The sequence below is a fragment of the Methylobacterium sp. Leaf102 genome, assembly GCF_001422425.1.
Classification (GTDB): Bacteria; Pseudomonadota; Alphaproteobacteria; order Rhizobiales; family Beijerinckiaceae; genus Methylobacterium.
In genome coordinates this window covers 58,224-73,848 of record NZ_LMMX01000012.1, presented here as the reverse complement: position 1 = coordinate 73,848, position 15,625 = coordinate 58,224, and the positions used below count along the sequence as shown (strand labels likewise).

The following is a 15,625-nucleotide window of genomic DNA, read 5'->3' as shown; positions in this document are numbered from 1 at the left end:
GGCCTTTCCATCGATTCGACCTGCAGGGGCGCCCATCGGCGCCCTTGTTCTTTTTGAACCCCCAACCTTCGAGCGAACCGCCCGTGGCCGTCTACACCGAGGTCTCCGACGAGGCGCTGACCCGCTTCCTCAGCGCCTACGACATCGGCACCCTGCTCTCGTACAAGGGCATCGCCGAGGGCGTCGAGAACACCAACTTCTTCGTGCACACCACGGCCGGCGCCTACATCCTCACCCTGTACGAGAAGCGGGTGCGCCTGGACGACCTGCCGTTCTTCCTCAACCTCATGGAGCATCTCGCCGCGCGCGGCCTCGCCTGCCCGCAGCCGATCCGCAACCGCGCCGGCGTGGCGCTCGGCGAACTCTGCGGCCGTCCGGCGGTGATCGTCAGCTTCCTCGAAGGCGTTTCGGTCAAACGGCCGAATCCCGACCATTGCCGCGCGTTGGGCGGGGCGCTGGCGGGCCTGCACGCCGCCGGCAGCGATTTTCCCATGCGGCGCGACAACAGCCTCTCGGTCGAAGCCTGGGGTCCGCTGTTCCGGGGCGCCGAACCCCAGGCCGACGGCGTGGCGCCGGGCCTCGCCGAGCGGGTGCGCGGCGACCTCGCGGTTCTCGAAGCCGGCTGGCCGCGCGGTCTGCCCTCGGGCGTGATCCACGCCGACCTCTTCACCGACAACGTGTTCTTCATCGGCGACGACCTGTCGGGCCTCATCGACTTCTACTTCGCCTGCACCGACGCCTTCGCGTACGACCTCGCGATCTGTCTCAACGCGTGGTGCTTCGAGGCCGACGGCACTTTTGACCGCGACCGGGGCGCGGCCCTCATCGCCGGGTACGAGACCGTCCGGCCCCTGACCCCGCCAGAGGTCGCCGCCCTGCCGATCCTGTGCCGGGGCGCGGCCCTGCGCTTCCTGCTGACCCGCTTGGTCGATTGGCTGAACGTGCCGCCGGGCGCCCTGGTCCAGCCGAAGGACCCGCTGGAATACGACCGCCGCTTGACGTTCCACCGCACGGCGACACGGGCCGAGGATTACGGGCGCGGCGCCTGATCGGGGCCGTGCTTCAGTTCCAGTGTGCAGCACCGTCCGCCACCCGTCACCCTGGCGCTCCAGGACGTTGACCCAGTTTCCGCTGAACACCTTGCGGGCGCCGCCGTCCCCGGGGCCGCTCGCCTCCCAGCGTCCGCTGGCGAGGAGGAGGTCGCCCTTCGCTTTCGCCGACTGGACCGTCACCTTGTGATCCGCGAACCCCTTCGACTTCAGATTGGTGAAGTAGGCCTGGATGCTCGGGCCGCCCGAGAGCGGCGCCCCCTTCGTGACGACTTCGGCGTCGGTGCCGTAGAGCGTCGTCAGTGCGTCCATATCCCCGGTGTTGAAGCTCTGGTCCCAGCGGTCGGCCGCCGCCTGGGCCGTGGCCTTCGGATCATCCGCGAAGGCCGGCGCCGACATCGCGAGGCCAGCCATGAGGACAATGGCACAGGTTTCGGAACGGAAGGGCATGGCGTTCTCCCTATCGAAAGCTCGGTTGATTCCCGAAACGACAGTGTCCGCCTAAAATTCGTATCTTGAAAGCTTGATAAGAGCTGCCGAACTTTTGGCCGGTCCGGCCGCCTCGTCGGCGAAAACCATATCCAGGCGACGGCACAGACCTCGAATGCAGGGAGGCATGAAAAAGCCCGGGGGATCACCCCGGGCCCGCATGGTCTCGGTGGGTGACCGAAGCGTCAGATCACCTTGAGCAGCGCGTCGACGCCGGAGATCTCGGTCTTGGCCGGCGAATCCTCGACGTTGAGCACCCGCACGACGCCGTCCTCCACCAGCATGGCGTAGCGCTTCGAGCGCGGCCCGAGGCCGAAGCCCGTGCCGTCCATGTCGAGGCCCAGCGCCTTGGCGAATTCGGCGTTGCCGTCGGCGAGGAATTCGAGGGCTTCGGCACCGCTGGCCTTCTGCCAGGCATCGAGGACGAACACATCGTTGACGGAGGTGATCGCCACGGCATCGATGCCGCGTGCCTTGATCTCGGCCTGCTTCTCGACGAAGCCCGGCAGGTGGTTGCGGTGGCAGCTCGGGGTGAACGCCCCCGGAACGCCCACGAGGACGACCCGACGCCCCTTGAACACGTCATCCGTGGTCCGGGCCTCGGGGCCGTCCTTGCCGCTGACGCGGAACGTGACCTGGGGCAGGTGGTCGCCAACCTGGATCGTCATGGGTGATCTCCTGCGGGCGTCGCGCCCGTACGTCCCTGCCGTCTATCGCGCGGGCTCCCGCGTGTCGAGGCAACCGCGACGGCCGTGCACACGCGGCCGAACGCCTTGCTGCGCCTCTCGGATTTGCGCCTTGGACAAGGGCACCGACGGGCGTAGCATGGGGTATGCAGTCATCACGGTCCCAGTCGGGTGATCCCGCCTCCCTCGAAGGCCAGTTCCTGGTCGCCATGCCGGGGCTCACGGATGCGCGCTTCTCGCGCTCGGTGATCTATCTCTGTGCCCACTCGGCGGATGGAGCCATGGGCATCATCCTGAACAAGCCGGTTCAGAACCTCAACATGCCCGACCTGCTGATCCAGCTCGAGATCGCCACCGAACTCGACGCCATCCGCCTGCGCGAGCAGGTCGGCCACATGCCCGTGCTCATGGGCGGCCCGGTGGATGCCAAGCGCGGCTTCGTGCTGCACACGGACGATTTCCACATCGACCAGTCGACCCTGATCATCGACGACGGCATCTGCCTCACCGCCACCGTCGATATCCTGCGGGCCATCGCCAACGGCGCCGGTCCCGCCAGCGCCGTCCTGGCGCTCGGCTATGCCGGATGGCAGGCCGGCCAGCTCGAGAACGAGATCCTGGCCAACGGCTGGCTCACCTGCCCGGCCGACCCGGAGCTGATCTTCAACACCGCCCTCGATGCGAAGTACGAACGCACCCTGCGCGGCATCGGCATCGACCCGGCCATGCTGTCGATGGATGCCGGCCACGCCTGAATCAGGGTCCGAAGGGCGAGCCCCTCGCGGGTCAGGGCAAGAGTTTTGAGAAACCGGCCCTGGTTCTTCGTCGGTCTCTGCCCGGCACCCGCCAAAGGGATGATCCCTCTCGAAACCCCTACTCCGGAAAAGCCGGCGCGCCGCCGGCATCCGGGTTCATTCCCTCGACGGACGGTTGCGGCTTGCGGCGCGGCCGTGGGGCGGCGGCCGCCGTCGGGGCGGCGCTGGCGGTGTTGACGCCGAGGCGGGTGGCGAGCGCGAGGGCTCGGCCTTCGGTGAAGCGCAGATTGCAGAAGCCGTGCGCGCCTTCCCGGGCATAGGTCCGGCACAGCTGCTCGCGGTCGGACGAGAACGCCGCCTGCTCGGTGACGATGGGGCGGACGTCCTGTCCGCGCGCCCGCTGGGTCATGAGCTTGTAGTTCTCACGGACCGCGCGGTCGGCCGTGCCGCGCGCGCCGTCGAATTCGGCCGCCCGCGGGATCAGGGTCGCGGCGGCCGGCCCCCACAGGCCCGCCGGCGTGGTGGCGCAATCGGCGGCCGCCATGGTGCAGATCGGCGTGGCCCCGAGGGATGTCACCAGGACGCCGCCGTCCACCACCTCGAAGCGCAGGGGGCAGGTGGCCCCGGCGGCTTCGAAGCGGGCGAGTCCGTCGGGTCGCCCTTCGGCCGTGAGGGTCGCGGGCGTGCCGCCGTTCCACGGCACCGTGCAGCTCTCGCTCGGCTGGGACACCTTGGTGCCCGGCAGGATCATGCGGGCGGTCGTGCCGCCCCCGGTCTTTTCCAGCTTCAGGCTGCCGTTGAGGCCGTTGTGCATCAGCTCCTGGCCGACGACGTTGTCCTCCGGCGGCGCCTTGAGAACCACGGGCTGCTTCGGAACCGCCGGCGCGCGCGGCACCTCCGCAGTCGGCGCATCCCCCGGGGCGCCCGGAGGCGGCGCGATGGGCGAGCCCGGCTGGACGCCGCCCGGGACGCCGCGGGGCGGAACCGGCGGCTTGGCGGCGCGCCCGATCCCGAACAGCTCCTCGAAGAAGTTCTGCGCGGCGGCCGGGCTGGGTGGCGCGAGCAGCAGGGGTGCGAGGAGGAGGGCGCGGGTCAACGGGGGCATCGGGACTTTCCGGCTGTGGGAACTCGCCGGCCGCGGGAGCTCGCCGGCCGCAGGAACTGCGAGATCAACTCGCGGACGAACACGGCCACACGTCAGCCTACCATGGGGGCCATGGCTTGAACGTGGCGCCGTTACAACAGAATCGCGGCGGCGGGACGTGGGAATTCGCGTCCTCGGCCGGGATCGAGCCGCTGCGAGAACGGGATAACGCCCTCGGGCGCGATCCGCTCCGAGGGCGCGCCCGGTTCCCCCGGGTCGTTTCCGGTTCGCCTTGCGGCTCCGCATCCCCCTTCTTATATCCGGCGGGACGCGGGATTAGGACCCGAGCCTGAGCGTTTCGCGACGTTCGGCCCGGGCGCGATCCGGCTCGCCAATCTCAGTTTTTCACCGCCATGGGCCGAGCTGCTTCGGGGCTCGGCGGTCTGCTTGACCAAGCACAACAGAGGGATCCCACCATGGGTAAAGTTATCGGTATCGACCTCGGCACCACCAATTCCTGTGTTGCCGTGATGGAGGGCTCGCAGCCCAAGGTCATCGAGAACGCGGAAGGTGCGCGCACCACGCCGTCCATCGTCGCCTTCCTCGACGACGGCGAGCGCCTCGTCGGCCAGCCGGCCAAGCGCCAGGCGGTCACCAACCCGGAACACACCTTCTTCGCCATCAAGCGCCTCGTCGGCCGCACCTACGACGATCCGATGACGCAGAAGGACAAGGGCCTCGTGCCCTACAACATCGTCCGCGGTGACAACGGCGACGCCTGGGTCGAGGCCGACGGCAAGAAGTATTCGCCCTCGCAGATCTCCGCCTTCACCCTGCAGAAGATGAAGGAGACGGCGGAAGCCCATCTCGGCCAGCCGGTGACGCAGGCCGTCATCACCGTGCCCGCCTACTTCAACGACGCCCAGCGCCAGGCCACCAAGGACGCGGGCAAGATCGCCGGCCTCGAAGTGCTGCGCATCATCAACGAGCCCACCGCCGCGGCGCTGGCCTACGGCCTCGACAAGAAGAAGGCCGGCACCATCGCGGTGTACGATCTCGGCGGTGGCACCTTCGACGTGTCGATCCTGGAGATCGGCGACGGCGTGTTCGAGGTGAAGTCCACCAACGGCGACACCTTCCTCGGCGGCGAGGACTTCGACAACCGCGTGGTCGAGTACCTCGCGGCGGAGTTCAAGCGCGAGCAGGGCATCGACCTGACGAAGGACAAGCTCGCGCTCCAGCGCCTCAAGGAAGCCGCCGAGAAGGCCAAGATCGAGCTGTCCTCCGCGACCCAGACCGAGATCAACCTGCCCTACATCACGGCCGACGCCTCCGGGCCGAAGCACCTCGCGCTCAAGCTCAGCCGCGCCAAGTTCGAGTCCCTCGTGGACGATCTCGTCCAGCGCACCATCGAGCCCTGCCGCAAGGCCCTCAAGGATGCGGGCGTCTCGGCCTCCGAGATCGACGAGGTCGTGCTCGTCGGCGGCATGATCCGCATGCCGAAGATCCAGGAAGTGGTGAAGTCGTTCTTCGGCAAGGAGCCCCACAAGGGCGTCAACCCCGACGAGGTCGTGGCCATCGGCGCGGCGGTCCAGGCCGGCGTGCTCCAGGGCGACGTGAAGGACGTTCTGCTCCTCGACGTCACCCCGCTGTCGCTCGGCATCGAGACCCTGGGCGGCGTGTTCACCCGCCTCATCGACCGCAACACCACCATCCCGACGAAGAAGTCCCAGACCTTCTCGACGGCCGAGGACAACCAGAACGCCGTCACCATCCGGGTCTTCCAGGGTGAGCGCGAGATGGCGGCCGACAACAAGATGCTCGGCCAGTTCGACCTCATGGGCATTCCGCCGGCCCCGCGCGGCATGCCGCAGATCGAGGTGACCTTCGACATCGACGCCAACGGCATCGTCAACGTGACGGCCAAGGACAAGGCGACGAACAAGGAGCACCAGATCCGCATCCAGGCCTCGGGCGGCCTCTCGGACGCGGATATCGAGAAGATGGTCAAGGACGCCGAGGCCAATGCCGAAGCGGACAAGAAGCGTCGCGAGCTCGTCGAGGTGAAGAACCAGGGCGAGAGCCTCGTCCACGCCACCGAGAAGTCGGTCAAGGAGTACGGCGACAAGGTCTCGGCCGACGACAAGGGTGCCATCGAGACCGCCATTACGGCGCTGCGCACGGCCCTCGAAGGCGACGACGTCGAGACCATCAAGGCTCGCACAACCGACGTGATGCAGGCGTCGATGAAGCTCGGCGAGGCCATGTACGCGGCCAACCAGGGCGGTGAGGCCGGGGCCGAGGCGCCGGCCGGCGAAGCCAAGAAGGACGACGTCATCGACGCCGACTTCCAGGAAGTCGATGACAAGGACCAGAAGAAGCGGGCATAACGCCCCTTGAGAAACGGGGGGTCGGAGTAATCCGGCCCCTCGCCATGTCTGGTCAGATGACGGTGCGGTCCCCGGTGGATGCCGGCGCGCCGAACGACTTTTGAGGGCGGGTATGTCGAAGCGGGACTATTACGAGATTCTTGGCGTCGCCAAGACCGCGACCGACGGCGAGATGAAAGTCGCCTTCCGCAAGCTCGCCATGACCTACCATCCCGATCGCAATCCCGGGAATGCGGAGGCCGAGGTCAAGTTCAAGGAAGTCAACGAGGCCTACCAGACCCTGACCGACGGCCAGAAGCGCGCAGCCTACGACCGCTTCGGCCATGCCGCATTCCAGCAGGGCGGCGGGGGCGGTCCCGGATTCGGCAACGAGTTCGGTGACTTCATGTCGGACATCTTCGACAATTTCTTCGGCGACGGACGCGCGGCCCCCGGCGGTGCGCGAACCGGCGCGGGCGGACGCGGCGGCTCCACCCGCGAGCGCGGCGCCGACCTGCGCTACAACCTCGAGATCTCCCTGGAGGAGGCCTTCGCCGGCAAGGCGGAGACCATCAAGATGGCGACGGCCGTCACCTGCGAGGTGTGCTCGGGGTCGGGTGCCAAGGCCGGCTCGAAGCCGCGCCCGTGCCAGACCTGCGGCGGCTACGGCCGCGTACGCGCCGCGCAGGGGTTCTTCGCCATCGAGCGGACCTGCCCGAACTGCCACGGACGCGGCGAGGTCATCGACGATCCGTGCGGCAATTGCTCGGGCGCCGGCCGCGTCACGCGCGAGCGCACCCTGTCGATCAACGTGCCGGCGGGCGTCGACGACGGCCTGCGCATCCGTCTCGCCGGCGAGGGCGAGACCGGCCTGCGCGGCGGCCCGGCGGGCGACCTCTACGTGTTCCTCTCGATCAAGCCGCACGAATTCTTCCAGCGCGACGGCGCCGACCTGTTCTGCCGGGTGCCGATCAACATGGTGACGGCGGCCCTGTCGGGCGAGATCACCGTGCCGGTCATCGACGGCTCGCAGACCCAGGTGCGGATCCCGGCCGGCACGCAGACGGCCAAGCAGTTCCGCATCAAGGGCAAGGGCATGCCGGTGCTGCGCGCCCGCGAGGTCGGCGACCTCTACATCCAGGTGTTCGTCGAAACGCCGCAGAATCTGACCAAGCGCCAGCGCGAACTGCTGCAGGAATTCGGTCAGTCGGCTTCCGACGAGAACCACCCCGAGAGCGCGGGCTTCTTCTCCAAGGTCCGCGAGTTCTTCGACGGACTCGGCGGTACCGCCCGACAGTGAACACGGTGCGGGATCGAACGGCCGCGAGCCCGGTTATGATTGTGGCTGGGCCGCACCGCTCGACCGAACGCACGACCGGACCCGGGGGCGAAGCGCCGATGCGGCTTGACTGTACACGGCCTTCGGCGTCTAGCCTTTCCTTCCCAAACCGTGATCTGAGGGCCTAGGGTCTTGCCGCCGCTCCGCCGTCCCAGCACCAAACTCCAAGCCGCCCTCGGCGCTCTTCAGGGTGCGCCCGGGTCCCCGCGCGTGCGGCGCGATCCGCTGGAGGACGAGGCCCGCTTCCTGCGCTCCTGGTTCGAGCGTCCCCTCGTCACGGGGTCGGTGACCCCGTCGGGCAAGATGCTCGCCCGCACCATGGCGTCCTACGTCGATCCGCGCATGGCCGGGCCGGTCATCGAACTCGGGCCGGGTACGGGTCCGGTGACGGAAGCCCTCGTGCGACGGGGCATCGAGCAGGAGCGCCTGATCCTGGTCGAGTACAACCCGGATTTCTGCCGGCTGCTGCGGACGCGGTTTCCCCGGGCCACCGTGGTGCAGGGCGATGCCTACGACATCACCGCCACCCTCGGGGCCCTCGTCCACGAAAAGGCCGCCGCCACGGTGTCGAGCCTTCCGCTGTTCACCAAGCCCCTGGAACAGCGTCTCAAGCTCCTCAACGCCGCCCACGCCATGATGCATGCGGGCGCGCCCTTCGTGCAGTTCACCTACGCGGTGGTTCCGCCGATTCCCGAGCGCTGCGATGCCGGGACCTATACGGCGAGCCGTTCCAACCGCGTCTGGCTCAACCTGCCGCCGGCGCGCGTCTGGGCCTATCGCCGTCCCTGACGCAGGGCTGAACGGCTCCCGGCCACGGCGTTCAGCCGTCGCGATCTAGGTTCTCCTGACGGGGTCGAGATGTCGTCGACCCCCTGAGACCGGGAGACCGTCATGGCTTTTCGCCCCCACACGCTGCTCGTCCGAAGCCGCCGCCTCGCCGCCGGCCTCGCCCTCGCGATCGGCCTCGGCATCGGCGGTGCCCAAGCGCTGCCGTTCGCCGATGTCGGACCGCAAGCCGAGTTCGTGCCCGTCTACGACCATGACGGTTATGGTCACCGGGGCTACGATCGCGGGCATCATCATCGCGGCCATGACCGCGGCTGGGGTGGTCACCATCGCGGCTGGGATCACGACCGTGGCTACGGCCGGCGCCACTGGGGCCACCATCACCACCATCATCACGACGGCCGCGGCCGGGGTTACGACCGGTACTGATCGGTCAGGCGATCCTGTCGCGGAGCAGGGCATCGGCCGGCTGAGGCTCGGCCGTGATGAGGTAGGCCGCTCGCAGGGCCGCCTCGGCCCGGTCCGCCGAGGCGGCGTCCCTTGCGTGGATCGTGGCGAGCGGCCGGTCGGGACCGACCGCGTCGCCGGCCCTTGTGAGGCCGGTGAACCCCACGGCGGGGTCGATGGCGTCCTGCGGCCGGGTCCGGCCACCGCCGAGGCCGATGACGGCGAGACCGATGTCGCGGGTCGCCGCCCGGCGGATGACGCCGGCCTCCGGCACCTTCACGGTCCGCACGACGGCGGCCCTGGTGAGGTACTGCCCGGGACGCTCGGCGAGGTCGGCCGGGCCACCGAGCGCCGCCACCATGCGGGAAAAGATCGCCAGGGCACGCCCGGAATCGAGGGCTTCCTCCAGTCGCGTCCGCGCGGCGGGCAAGCTGTCCGCGAGGCGGCCCAGCATCAGCATCTCGGCGCCGAGTTCGACGGTGATGGCATGGAACGCGGGCTCCCGCGCACGCCCGCCGAGATAATCCAGGGTGTAGGCCACCTCCAGGGCGTTGCCCGCCGCCGAGGCGAGGGGCGAGTCCATGTCGGTGACGAGGGCCACGGTCGGAAGGCCGGCCCCGCCCGCCACGCCGACGATGGCTTCGCCGAGCCCCCGCGCCTGGTCCGGTCCGGCCATGAACGCCCCCGAGCCGACCTTCACGTCCATCACCAGGCCGTCGAGGCCGGCGGCGAGTTTCTTCGACAGGATCGACGCCGTGATGAGATCGAGGGATTCCACCGTGCCGGTGACGTCGCGGATGGCGTAGAGGCGGGCATCGGCCGGCGCGAGGTCGGGCGTCTGGCCGATGATGGCGCAGCCGACGTCCTTCGTGACCCGGCGGAACCGGTCGAGGTCCGGCCGCGCGTCGTAGCCCGGGATGGCCCCGAGCTTGTCGAGGGTGCCGCCCGTGTGCCCGAGGCCGCGCCCCGAGATCATCGGCACGTAGCCGCCGCAGGCCGCCACCAGGGGCGCCAGGGCGAGGCTGACCGCGTCGCCGACGCCGCCGGTGGAATGCTTGTCGAGGACGGGGCCCGGCAGGTCCCAGCGCAGCACCGTGCCCGAATGCGTCATCGCCCGGGTCAGGGCGACGCGCTCCTCCAGGGACAAACCGCGGAAGAACACCGCCATGGCGAAGGCCGCCGCCTGGCCCTCGGTGACGCGCCCATCGGTCAGGCCGGCGATGAAGTCGGCGATGCGGGCCGGATCGAGGGCGAGCCCGTCCCGCTTCGCCCGGATGATCTCCTGCGGCAGCATCATGGCCTGGGGTCCCGGGCGGCGACGAGGGCGGCGTTCAGGCCGCTCGCCCCGATGCGGAAGGTTCTGGGCGTCGCCCAATCCGGCCCCATGATGCGGTCGGCGAGGGCGAGATAGAGGGCGGCATCGGCCACGGTCCGGATACCGCCCGAGACCTTGAGGCCGTGTTCGCCGCCGGTCTCCCGGAGGGCGACCAGCATGATCTCGGCCGCTTCCAGGGTCGCCGAGACGGCGGATTTGCCCGTGGACGTCTTGATCATGTCTGCACCCGCCGCGAGGGCGAGGCGGCTCGCCCCTTCGATCAGCTCCGGCGTGGCGAGTTCGCCGGTTTCCAGAATCACCTTGAGGCAGGCGGGCCCACAGGCGTCCCGCACGGCCGAGACCATCGCGCGCGCCGGTTCGGGGCGGCCTTCGCGGAGGGCGCGATAGGGCAGGACGAGGTCGATCTCGTCGGCGCCGTCCGCCAGGGCCGCGCGGGTGTCAGCGACGGCCCGCGCCGCATCCTCGCCCCCGGCCGGAAAATTGATCACGGTCGCCACCGCCACGCCCGATCCGGCGAGGAGCCGGGCGGCCTGCGCGACGAACCGGGGCCAGACGCAGATTGCCGCGACGCCGCTGGCGCGGGCGGCCGTGCACAGGGCGTCGATGGCCGCCTCGGTGCAGGTGTCGCCCAGGTCGGTCAGGTCGAGGAGCGGGAGGGCGCGCCGCGCGATCGAAGCGTCGGTCATGCGTGGGGCTCCGGCAGGCGGGCGACGAAGGCTTCGGCGAGGCGGGCGAGGTCGGCGGCCGCCCGCGCCGCCACGGCCTTGGTCTCGTCGTGGTGCGGGTCGCCGTCGCCGATGCCGGCGGCGAGGTTGGTGACCACCGAGACCGCCGCCACGGGCAGGCCGAGGAAGCGGGCGAGGATCGCCTCCGGCACCGTGGACATGCCGACGAGGTCGGCGCCGAGGATCCCGGCCATGCGGACCTCCGCCGGCGTCTCGAAGCTGGGGCCCGAGAACCACGCGTAGACGCCCTCGTGCAGGGCCAGGCCGCAGGATACGGCCGCGGCGTGCAGCGTCTTCCGCAGATTCGAATCGTAGGCGCCCACCATGGGGACGAAGCGTGCCTCGCTCGCCTCCCCGATGAGCGGATTGAGGCCGGACAGGTTGATGTGGTCGCTGAGCGCCACGAGCTGGCCCGGACCGGCCTCGGGCCGAAGCGACCCGGCGGCGTTGGTCAGCAGAAGGGCGCGGGCGTCCAGCGCCCGCGCGACACCGAGGGGCACCCGCATGGCGGCGGCGTTCCCGATCTCGTACGCATGGGCGCGGCCCTCGAACACCAGGACGCGGCGCCCACCGAGCCGCCCGGCATGGAGCCGCCCGCCATGGCCGCTGACGCCGGGTGCGGGAAAGCCTGGAATCTCCCCATAGGACAGTGCGTAGGCGTCGGTGAGGCGCTCCACCAGGGCGCCGAGGCCGGTGCCGGTCACGATGGCGCAGGCGAACGGTCCTGCGAACCCTCGCATGCGCAGGCGATCGACCGTCGCAGCGAGCCCGGCCCCGTCAGGCATCGGTCAGGTTCTCCGGCCCGAACGAGTCCGGCAGCAGGGCGCCGAGGGTGAACCGGGCGCGGATGCCGTCGTCGTCGGCCACGTGGATCACAGCGCCGGGCGTGGCGAATTCACGGATGCGCTGGCGGCAGGCGCCGCAGGGGGTGACGAGGCCGGGGCCGGGACCCATCACCAGCATGGTGCGGATCGCCCGCCCGCCCTCCGCCACCATGGCGGCAATGGCCCCGGCCTCGGCGCAGGAGCCCACCGGATAGGCCGCGTTCTCGACGTTGCAGCCGGCATGGACCCGGCCGTCCGCGTCCCGCAGGGCGGCGCCGACGGCAAAGCGCGAGTACGGCGCGTAGGCCCGCGCGCGGGCGACGCGGGCGGCGTCGAACAGGCTCTGGAGATCGGGGTCCATGCGCGATGTTTGGCATCGATGCCGGAGCCCTGTCGAGGGATCATCGACAGGGCGCCACCGGCCTTTTAAGACGCGAGGGACGAGAATGGCGGCAGGGACGGACGGCGATGCTGGGTCGGTTTGAACGGAGTGCGTCGGGCGAGGCGACGGTGGAGTACGGCGACGGCACCATGCGGGTGGTGAAGCCCGGCCGCTTCGTGCGCTGCGCCGTCACGGGCGCGCCCATCGAACTCGACGCCCTGCGCTACTGGAGCGCCGTGCATCAGGAAGCCTACGCGACCCCGGAGGCGGTGATGCAGCGCCTGCGCGAGCGCGCCGTCGCGGGCTGATCCTCAGCCACCGGTCTTATTCTCAGCCGCCGGTCATGGGCGGGAAGAACGCGATCTCGGATGCGCCCGCCAGGGGCGCGTCGGGCTTGGCGTGAACACGATCGATGGCGACGCGCACGACGCCGTCCCCCTCGAAGGCGTAGGCGTATTCCTCGCCCCGGCCGCGCAGCCAGCGCAGGAGATCCGCCACTGTGGCGAGGTCGCCCGGCAGGTCCACCACCTCTTCGGCCTTGCCGACGCGTTCGCGCACCCAGGCGAAGTAGACGAGCTTCATGAGACCATCTCTCAGCGCGGGTCGTCGATGACGTGCTTGATACCCGCCCGCATGTAATCCCACCCCGTATAGAGCGTCAGGGCGGCGGCGATCCACAGCAGGTAGGTCCCGGTCTGCACCGTGCCCGGCAGGATCGTTTCGCCGGCCGGGCCCGCCACGAGGAAACCGATGGCCACGAGCTGCAGGGTGGTCTTCCACTTGGCGACCCGGCTCACCGGCACGCCGACCTTCAGTTCGGCGAGATATTCGCGCAGGCCCGAGACCAGGATCTCCCGGCACAGGATCACGATGGCGGCCCACAGGGTCCAGCCATGGATGGTGCCGTCGGCGGTGAGCATGAGGAGGCAGGCGGCCACCAGCAGCTTGTCGGCGATGGGGTCGAGCATGCGGCCGAGCGCCGAGGATTGGTCGTAGGTCCGCGCCACGTAGCCGTCGAGGTAGTCGGTGATGGCGGCGAGGATGTAGACGCCGAGGGCCGCGAACCGGGCCGTGTGCTCGACGGGCCAGTACAGCAGGGCGACGACGATGGGCACGGCCACGAGCCGCCCGTAGGTCAGGCAGTTCGCGAGCGTCCAGGCCGGCGAACGGCGGCGGGTGGGGGTCGGCTCCATCGGCGCGGTGAAACCATGGGGCGGAGTGGGGGTCAACCGCTGTGCCTCGCTCATGCTGGTCCGGCGCCCTCAGGTCTGGGCGTGGAAGAAGTCGTAGACGGCGCGGGCCGTGGCGGCGTTGACGCCGGGCGTCTTCGCCAGATCCTCGAACGCCGCCCGCTGAATCGCCTTCACGGTTCCGAAATGGTGCAGGAGCGCGCGCTTGCGCGTCGGACCGATGCCGGCGATCTCGTCGAGCGGGTTCACCATCATCTCGCGCTTGCGCTTGGCCCGGTGGGTGCCGATGGCGAAGCGGTGGGCCTCGTCGCGCAGGCGCTGGACGAAGTACAGGGTCGGGTCGCGCGGCGGCAGCTTGAACGGCGGGCGCCCCGGCACGAAGAAGGTCTCGCGGCCGGCGTCGCGATCGCGCCCCTTGGCGATGCCGACCAGCGCCACGTCAGTGACGCCCATCTCCTCCAGGGCCGTGCGTGCGGCGTCCAGCTGGCCCTTGCCGCCGTCGATGAGGACGAGATCGGGCCAGGCCGGCATGGTCTCGGTGTCGGCCGCCGGCTCCCCATCCGCCGCCTCGGCCTGGGCGGGCGTCCGCGGGTTCTCCTTCACGAGGCGCTTGAAGCGGCGCTGCAGCACCTCGCGCATCATCCCGTAATCGTCGCCCGGGGTCAGCTCCTCGGACTTGATGTTGAAGGTGCGGTAATGGGTCTTGGCGAAGCCCGTCGGCCCGGCGACGATCATGCCGCCCACCGCGTTCGTGCCCATGATGTGCGAGTTGTCGTAGACCTCGATGCGCCGGGGCGCGGCGGCCAAGCCGAACGATTGCCCGAGGGCCACCAGCAGCTTGCCCTGGGAGGCGGTGTCGGCGAGGCGCCGGCCCAGGGCCTCCTTGGCGTTGCGCTGGGCATACTCGACGAGGTTCTTGCGCTCGCCGCGCTGGGGCAGATGGATGTCGACCCGGTAGTCCGTGCGGCTCGACAGGGCGGCGGCGAGCAGCTCCGCATCCTCGATGACGTGGGACACGAGGACGAGACGTGGCGCCGGCTTGTCGTCGTAGAACTGGCCCATGAACGAGGCCAGCACCTCGTCGGCCGTCATGCTGCGGTCGGCCTTGGGGAAGTAGGCGCGGTTGCCCCAGTTCTGGAAGTTGCGGAAGAAGAACACCTCGATGCAGAACTGCCCGGCCTGCTCGTCGAGGGCGAACACGTCGGCCTCCTCGACGCCTTGGGTGTTGACTCCTTGCGTCCCTTGGATCGCCGAAAGGGCCGAGATCCGATCGCGAAAACGGGCGGCGCGCTCGAACTCCATCACCTCCGAGGCCGCCTGCATCTCCTCGCGCATACGGTCCTTCACGGCGTTGGACTTGCCGGCGAGGAACGCCTTCGCGTTGTCGGCGAGCGCCTGGTACTCCGGCAGGGCGATCTCGCCCGTGCACGGACCGGCGCAGCGCTTGATCTGGTAGAGCAGGCACGGCCGGGTGCGGTTCTCGTAGTAGCTGTCCGTGCAGGTGCGCAGCAGGAAGGCGCGCTGGAGCGCGTTGACCGTGCGGTTGACGGCCCAGACGTTGGCGAACGGCCCGTAATAGCTGCCCTTGCGCCGGCGGGCGCCGCGATGCTTGACGATCTGCGGGGCTTCGGAATCGGCCGTGACGAGGATGTAGGGGAACGACTTGTCGTCCCGCATCAGGACGTTGAAGCGCGGCTTCAGCTGCTTGATGAGGTTGGCCTCGAGCAGCAGCGCCTCGGTCTCCGTGGCGGTGGTGACGAACTCCATCGCCGCCGTCTGCGAGATCATCCGGGCGATGCGGTTCGAATGCGCCTGTCCGCGGGCATAGGAGCCGACCCGGGCCTTCAGGTTCTTCGCCTTGCCGACGTAGAGGACGTCGCCCTTGGCATCGAACATCCGGTAGACCCCCGGGCCCGAGGGCAGGGTGGTCCAGAACCGGCGGATGATCTCCGTGCCGGCCTTGACCGCGCCCTCCTCGAAATCGAAGTCGATCTCGGGCGCGTCGTCGTCTGGAGCGAGTTCGGAGGCGTCCTCCGCCTCGTCCATGGCGTCGAGGTCCTCCGGCGGAGCGTCCCCGAGGCTCTGGCCGTTCGGGGTCTCGCGTTTGGTTTCGCGGCTCTTTTCGCGGCTCATGGGCCTGATCTAAGCCGCGTGGATTCGCGAG

The 15,625-nt window shown here is 69.7% G+C and carries 16 protein-coding genes and 1 pseudogene; 7 read left to right on the top strand and 10 right to left on the bottom strand.

Features of this window, described 5'->3' with window-relative positions; all coding sequences use genetic code 11:
- Positions 1 to 83 precede the first annotated feature (83 nt).
- Complete coding sequence (gene thrB, locus ASF27_RS08540) at positions 84 to 1,049, top strand: homoserine kinase (protein WP_056169711.1); 966 nt, start codon at positions 84 to 86, stop codon at positions 1,047 to 1,049.
- A gap of 48 nt (positions 1,050 to 1,097) precedes the next feature.
- Here thrB and ASF27_RS23390 read toward each other — a convergent pair.
- Together ASF27_RS23390 and ASF27_RS08535 are read right to left on the bottom strand one after the other, a co-directional pair.
- A pseudogene (locus tag ASF27_RS23390) lies at positions 1,098 to 1,448 on the bottom strand (nuclear transport factor 2 family protein); the annotation flags it as partial.
- Positions 1,449 to 1,723: 275 nt separating this feature from the next.
- Positions 1,724 to 2,206, bottom strand: coding sequence for a peroxiredoxin (locus tag ASF27_RS08535; protein WP_056169705.1), 483 nt, complete (start codon positions 2,204 to 2,206; stop codon positions 1,724 to 1,726).
- Positions 2,207 to 2,370: 164 nt separating this feature from the next.
- Here ASF27_RS08535 and ASF27_RS08530 point away from each other — a divergent pair, with 164 nt between their 5' ends.
- On the top strand, positions 2,371 to 2,979 hold the full coding sequence (locus tag ASF27_RS08530; RefSeq protein WP_056359293.1) for a YqgE/AlgH family protein: 609 nt from the start codon (positions 2,371 to 2,373) through the stop codon (positions 2,977 to 2,979).
- Positions 2,980 to 3,097: 118 nt separating this feature from the next.
- Here ASF27_RS08530 and ASF27_RS08525 read toward each other — a convergent pair whose 3' ends face one another.
- Positions 3,098 to 4,084 carry a hypothetical protein gene (locus ASF27_RS08525; protein WP_056359291.1) on the bottom strand — a complete coding sequence of 329 codons (987 nt, stop codon included), beginning with the start codon at positions 4,082 to 4,084 and terminating at the stop codon, positions 3,098 to 3,100.
- A gap of 455 nt (positions 4,085 to 4,539) precedes the next feature.
- Between ASF27_RS08525 and dnaK the strand changes: the two genes are divergently transcribed.
- The 4 genes from dnaK (at position 4,540) to ASF27_RS08505 (ending at position 8,986) form a co-directional block, all read left to right on the top strand.
- Complete coding sequence (gene dnaK, locus ASF27_RS08520) at positions 4,540 to 6,453, top strand: molecular chaperone DnaK (protein WP_056169699.1); 1,914 nt, start codon at positions 4,540 to 4,542, stop codon at positions 6,451 to 6,453.
- Positions 6,454 to 6,565: 112 nt separating this feature from the next.
- Positions 6,566 to 7,732 (top strand): molecular chaperone DnaJ, encoded by a 1,167-nt coding sequence (gene dnaJ, locus ASF27_RS08515; protein WP_056359288.1) that lies wholly within the window; start codon positions 6,566 to 6,568, stop codon positions 7,730 to 7,732.
- 249 nt (positions 7,733 to 7,981) lie between these two features.
- Positions 7,982 to 8,560, top strand: coding sequence for an rRNA adenine N-6-methyltransferase family protein (locus tag ASF27_RS08510; protein ID WP_244480954.1), 579 nt, complete (start codon positions 7,982 to 7,984; stop codon positions 8,558 to 8,560).
- A gap of 102 nt (positions 8,561 to 8,662) precedes the next feature.
- On the top strand, positions 8,663 to 8,986 hold the full coding sequence (locus ASF27_RS08505; RefSeq protein WP_056260462.1) for a hypothetical protein: 324 nt from the start codon (positions 8,663 to 8,665) through the stop codon (positions 8,984 to 8,986).
- A gap of 4 nt (positions 8,987 to 8,990) precedes the next feature.
- On the opposite strand, the gene deoA is transcribed toward ASF27_RS08505, so the two are convergent.
- The 4 genes from deoA to ASF27_RS08485 are packed head-to-tail and all read right to left on the bottom strand — an operon-like array spanning position 8,991 to position 12,250.
- Entirely contained in the window at positions 8,991 to 10,301 is a 1,311-nt protein-coding gene (deoA, locus tag ASF27_RS08500) for a thymidine phosphorylase (RefSeq protein WP_056359281.1), read from the bottom strand.
- On the bottom strand, positions 10,298 to 11,026 hold the full coding sequence (gene deoC / locus ASF27_RS08495) for a deoxyribose-phosphate aldolase (protein WP_056359277.1): 729 nt from the start codon (positions 11,024 to 11,026) through the stop codon (positions 10,298 to 10,300). Before deoC ends, deoA begins: the two co-directional genes overlap by 4 nt.
- Positions 11,023 to 11,850 carry a purine-nucleoside phosphorylase gene (locus ASF27_RS08490; protein ID WP_056359274.1) on the bottom strand — a complete coding sequence of 276 codons (828 nt, stop codon included), beginning with the start codon at positions 11,848 to 11,850 and terminating at the stop codon, positions 11,023 to 11,025. Before ASF27_RS08490 ends, deoC begins: the two co-directional genes overlap by 4 nt.
- A complete protein-coding gene (locus ASF27_RS08485; RefSeq protein ID WP_056359271.1) occupies positions 11,843 to 12,250 on the bottom strand; it encodes a cytidine deaminase in 408 nt (135 codons plus the stop codon). Before ASF27_RS08485 ends, ASF27_RS08490 begins: the two co-directional genes overlap by 8 nt.
- 107 nt (positions 12,251 to 12,357) lie before the next feature.
- On the opposite strand from ASF27_RS08485, the gene ASF27_RS08480 reads away from it, so the two are divergent.
- Positions 12,358 to 12,579 carry a DUF2093 domain-containing protein gene (locus ASF27_RS08480; RefSeq protein ID WP_056169677.1) on the top strand — a complete coding sequence of 74 codons (222 nt, stop codon included), beginning with the start codon at positions 12,358 to 12,360 and terminating at the stop codon, positions 12,577 to 12,579.
- Positions 12,580 to 12,601: 22 nt separating this feature from the next.
- Here ASF27_RS08480 and moaD read toward each other — a convergent pair whose 3' ends face one another.
- The 3 genes from moaD to uvrC all read right to left on the bottom strand — a co-directional run bounded on the left by moaD (position 12,602) and on the right by uvrC (position 15,507).
- Positions 12,602 to 12,853: a molybdopterin converting factor subunit 1 gene (gene moaD / locus ASF27_RS08475; RefSeq protein ID WP_056169674.1), complete on the bottom strand. Its 252-nt coding sequence runs from the start codon at positions 12,851 to 12,853 to the stop codon at positions 12,602 to 12,604.
- Between the two features lie 11 nt (positions 12,854 to 12,864).
- Positions 12,865 to 13,464, bottom strand: coding sequence for a CDP-diacylglycerol--glycerol-3-phosphate 3-phosphatidyltransferase (gene pgsA, locus ASF27_RS08470; RefSeq protein WP_056169670.1), 600 nt, complete (start codon positions 13,462 to 13,464; stop codon positions 12,865 to 12,867).
- Between the two features lie 69 nt (positions 13,465 to 13,533).
- Positions 13,534 to 15,507 (bottom strand): excinuclease ABC subunit UvrC, encoded by a 1,974-nt coding sequence (gene uvrC, locus ASF27_RS08465; protein ID WP_056359703.1) that lies wholly within the window; start codon positions 15,505 to 15,507, stop codon positions 13,534 to 13,536.
- Between the last annotated feature and the right edge of the window lie 118 nt (positions 15,508 to 15,625).

What these genes read in the sequence shown, in the direction of transcription:
- ASF27_RS08535 (WP_056169705.1), bottom strand. Translation starts at nt 2,206, where the DNA reads ATGACGATCCAGGTTGGCGACCACCTGCCCCAGGTCACGTTCCGCGTC.
- ASF27_RS08530 (WP_056359293.1), top strand. Translation starts at nt 2,371, where the DNA reads ATGCAGTCATCACGGTCCCAGTCGGGTGATCCCGCCTCCCTCGAAGGC.
- ASF27_RS08525 (WP_056359291.1), bottom strand. Translation starts at nt 4,084, where the DNA reads ATGCCCCCGTTGACCCGCGCCCTCCTCCTCGCACCCCTGCTGCTCGCG.
- dnaK (WP_056169699.1), top strand. Translation starts at nt 4,540, where the DNA reads ATGGGTAAAGTTATCGGTATCGACCTCGGCACCACCAATTCCTGTGTT.
- dnaJ (WP_056359288.1), top strand. Translation starts at nt 6,566, where the DNA reads ATGTCGAAGCGGGACTATTACGAGATTCTTGGCGTCGCCAAGACCGCG.
- ASF27_RS08505 (WP_056260462.1), top strand. Translation starts at nt 8,663, where the DNA reads ATGGCTTTTCGCCCCCACACGCTGCTCGTCCGAAGCCGCCGCCTCGCC.
- deoA (WP_056359281.1), bottom strand. Translation starts at nt 10,301, where the DNA reads ATGATGCTGCCGCAGGAGATCATCCGGGCGAAGCGGGACGGGCTCGCC.
- deoC (WP_056359277.1), bottom strand. Translation starts at nt 11,026, where the DNA reads ATGACCGACGCTTCGATCGCGCGGCGCGCCCTCCCGCTCCTCGACCTG.
- ASF27_RS08490 (WP_056359274.1), bottom strand. Translation starts at nt 11,850, where the DNA reads ATGCCTGACGGGGCCGGGCTCGCTGCGACGGTCGATCGCCTGCGCATG.
- ASF27_RS08485 (WP_056359271.1), bottom strand. Translation starts at nt 12,250, where the DNA reads ATGGACCCCGATCTCCAGAGCCTGTTCGACGCCGCCCGCGTCGCCCGC.
- ASF27_RS08480 (WP_056169677.1), top strand. Translation starts at nt 12,358, where the DNA reads ATGCTGGGTCGGTTTGAACGGAGTGCGTCGGGCGAGGCGACGGTGGAG.
- moaD (WP_056169674.1), bottom strand. Translation starts at nt 12,853, where the DNA reads ATGAAGCTCGTCTACTTCGCCTGGGTGCGCGAACGCGTCGGCAAGGCC.
- pgsA (WP_056169670.1), bottom strand. Translation starts at nt 13,464, where the DNA reads ATGGAGCCGACCCCCACCCGCCGCCGTTCGCCGGCCTGGACGCTCGCG.
- uvrC (WP_056359703.1), bottom strand. Translation starts at nt 15,507, where the DNA reads ATGGACGAGGCGGAGGACGCCTCCGAACTCGCTCCAGACGACGACGCG.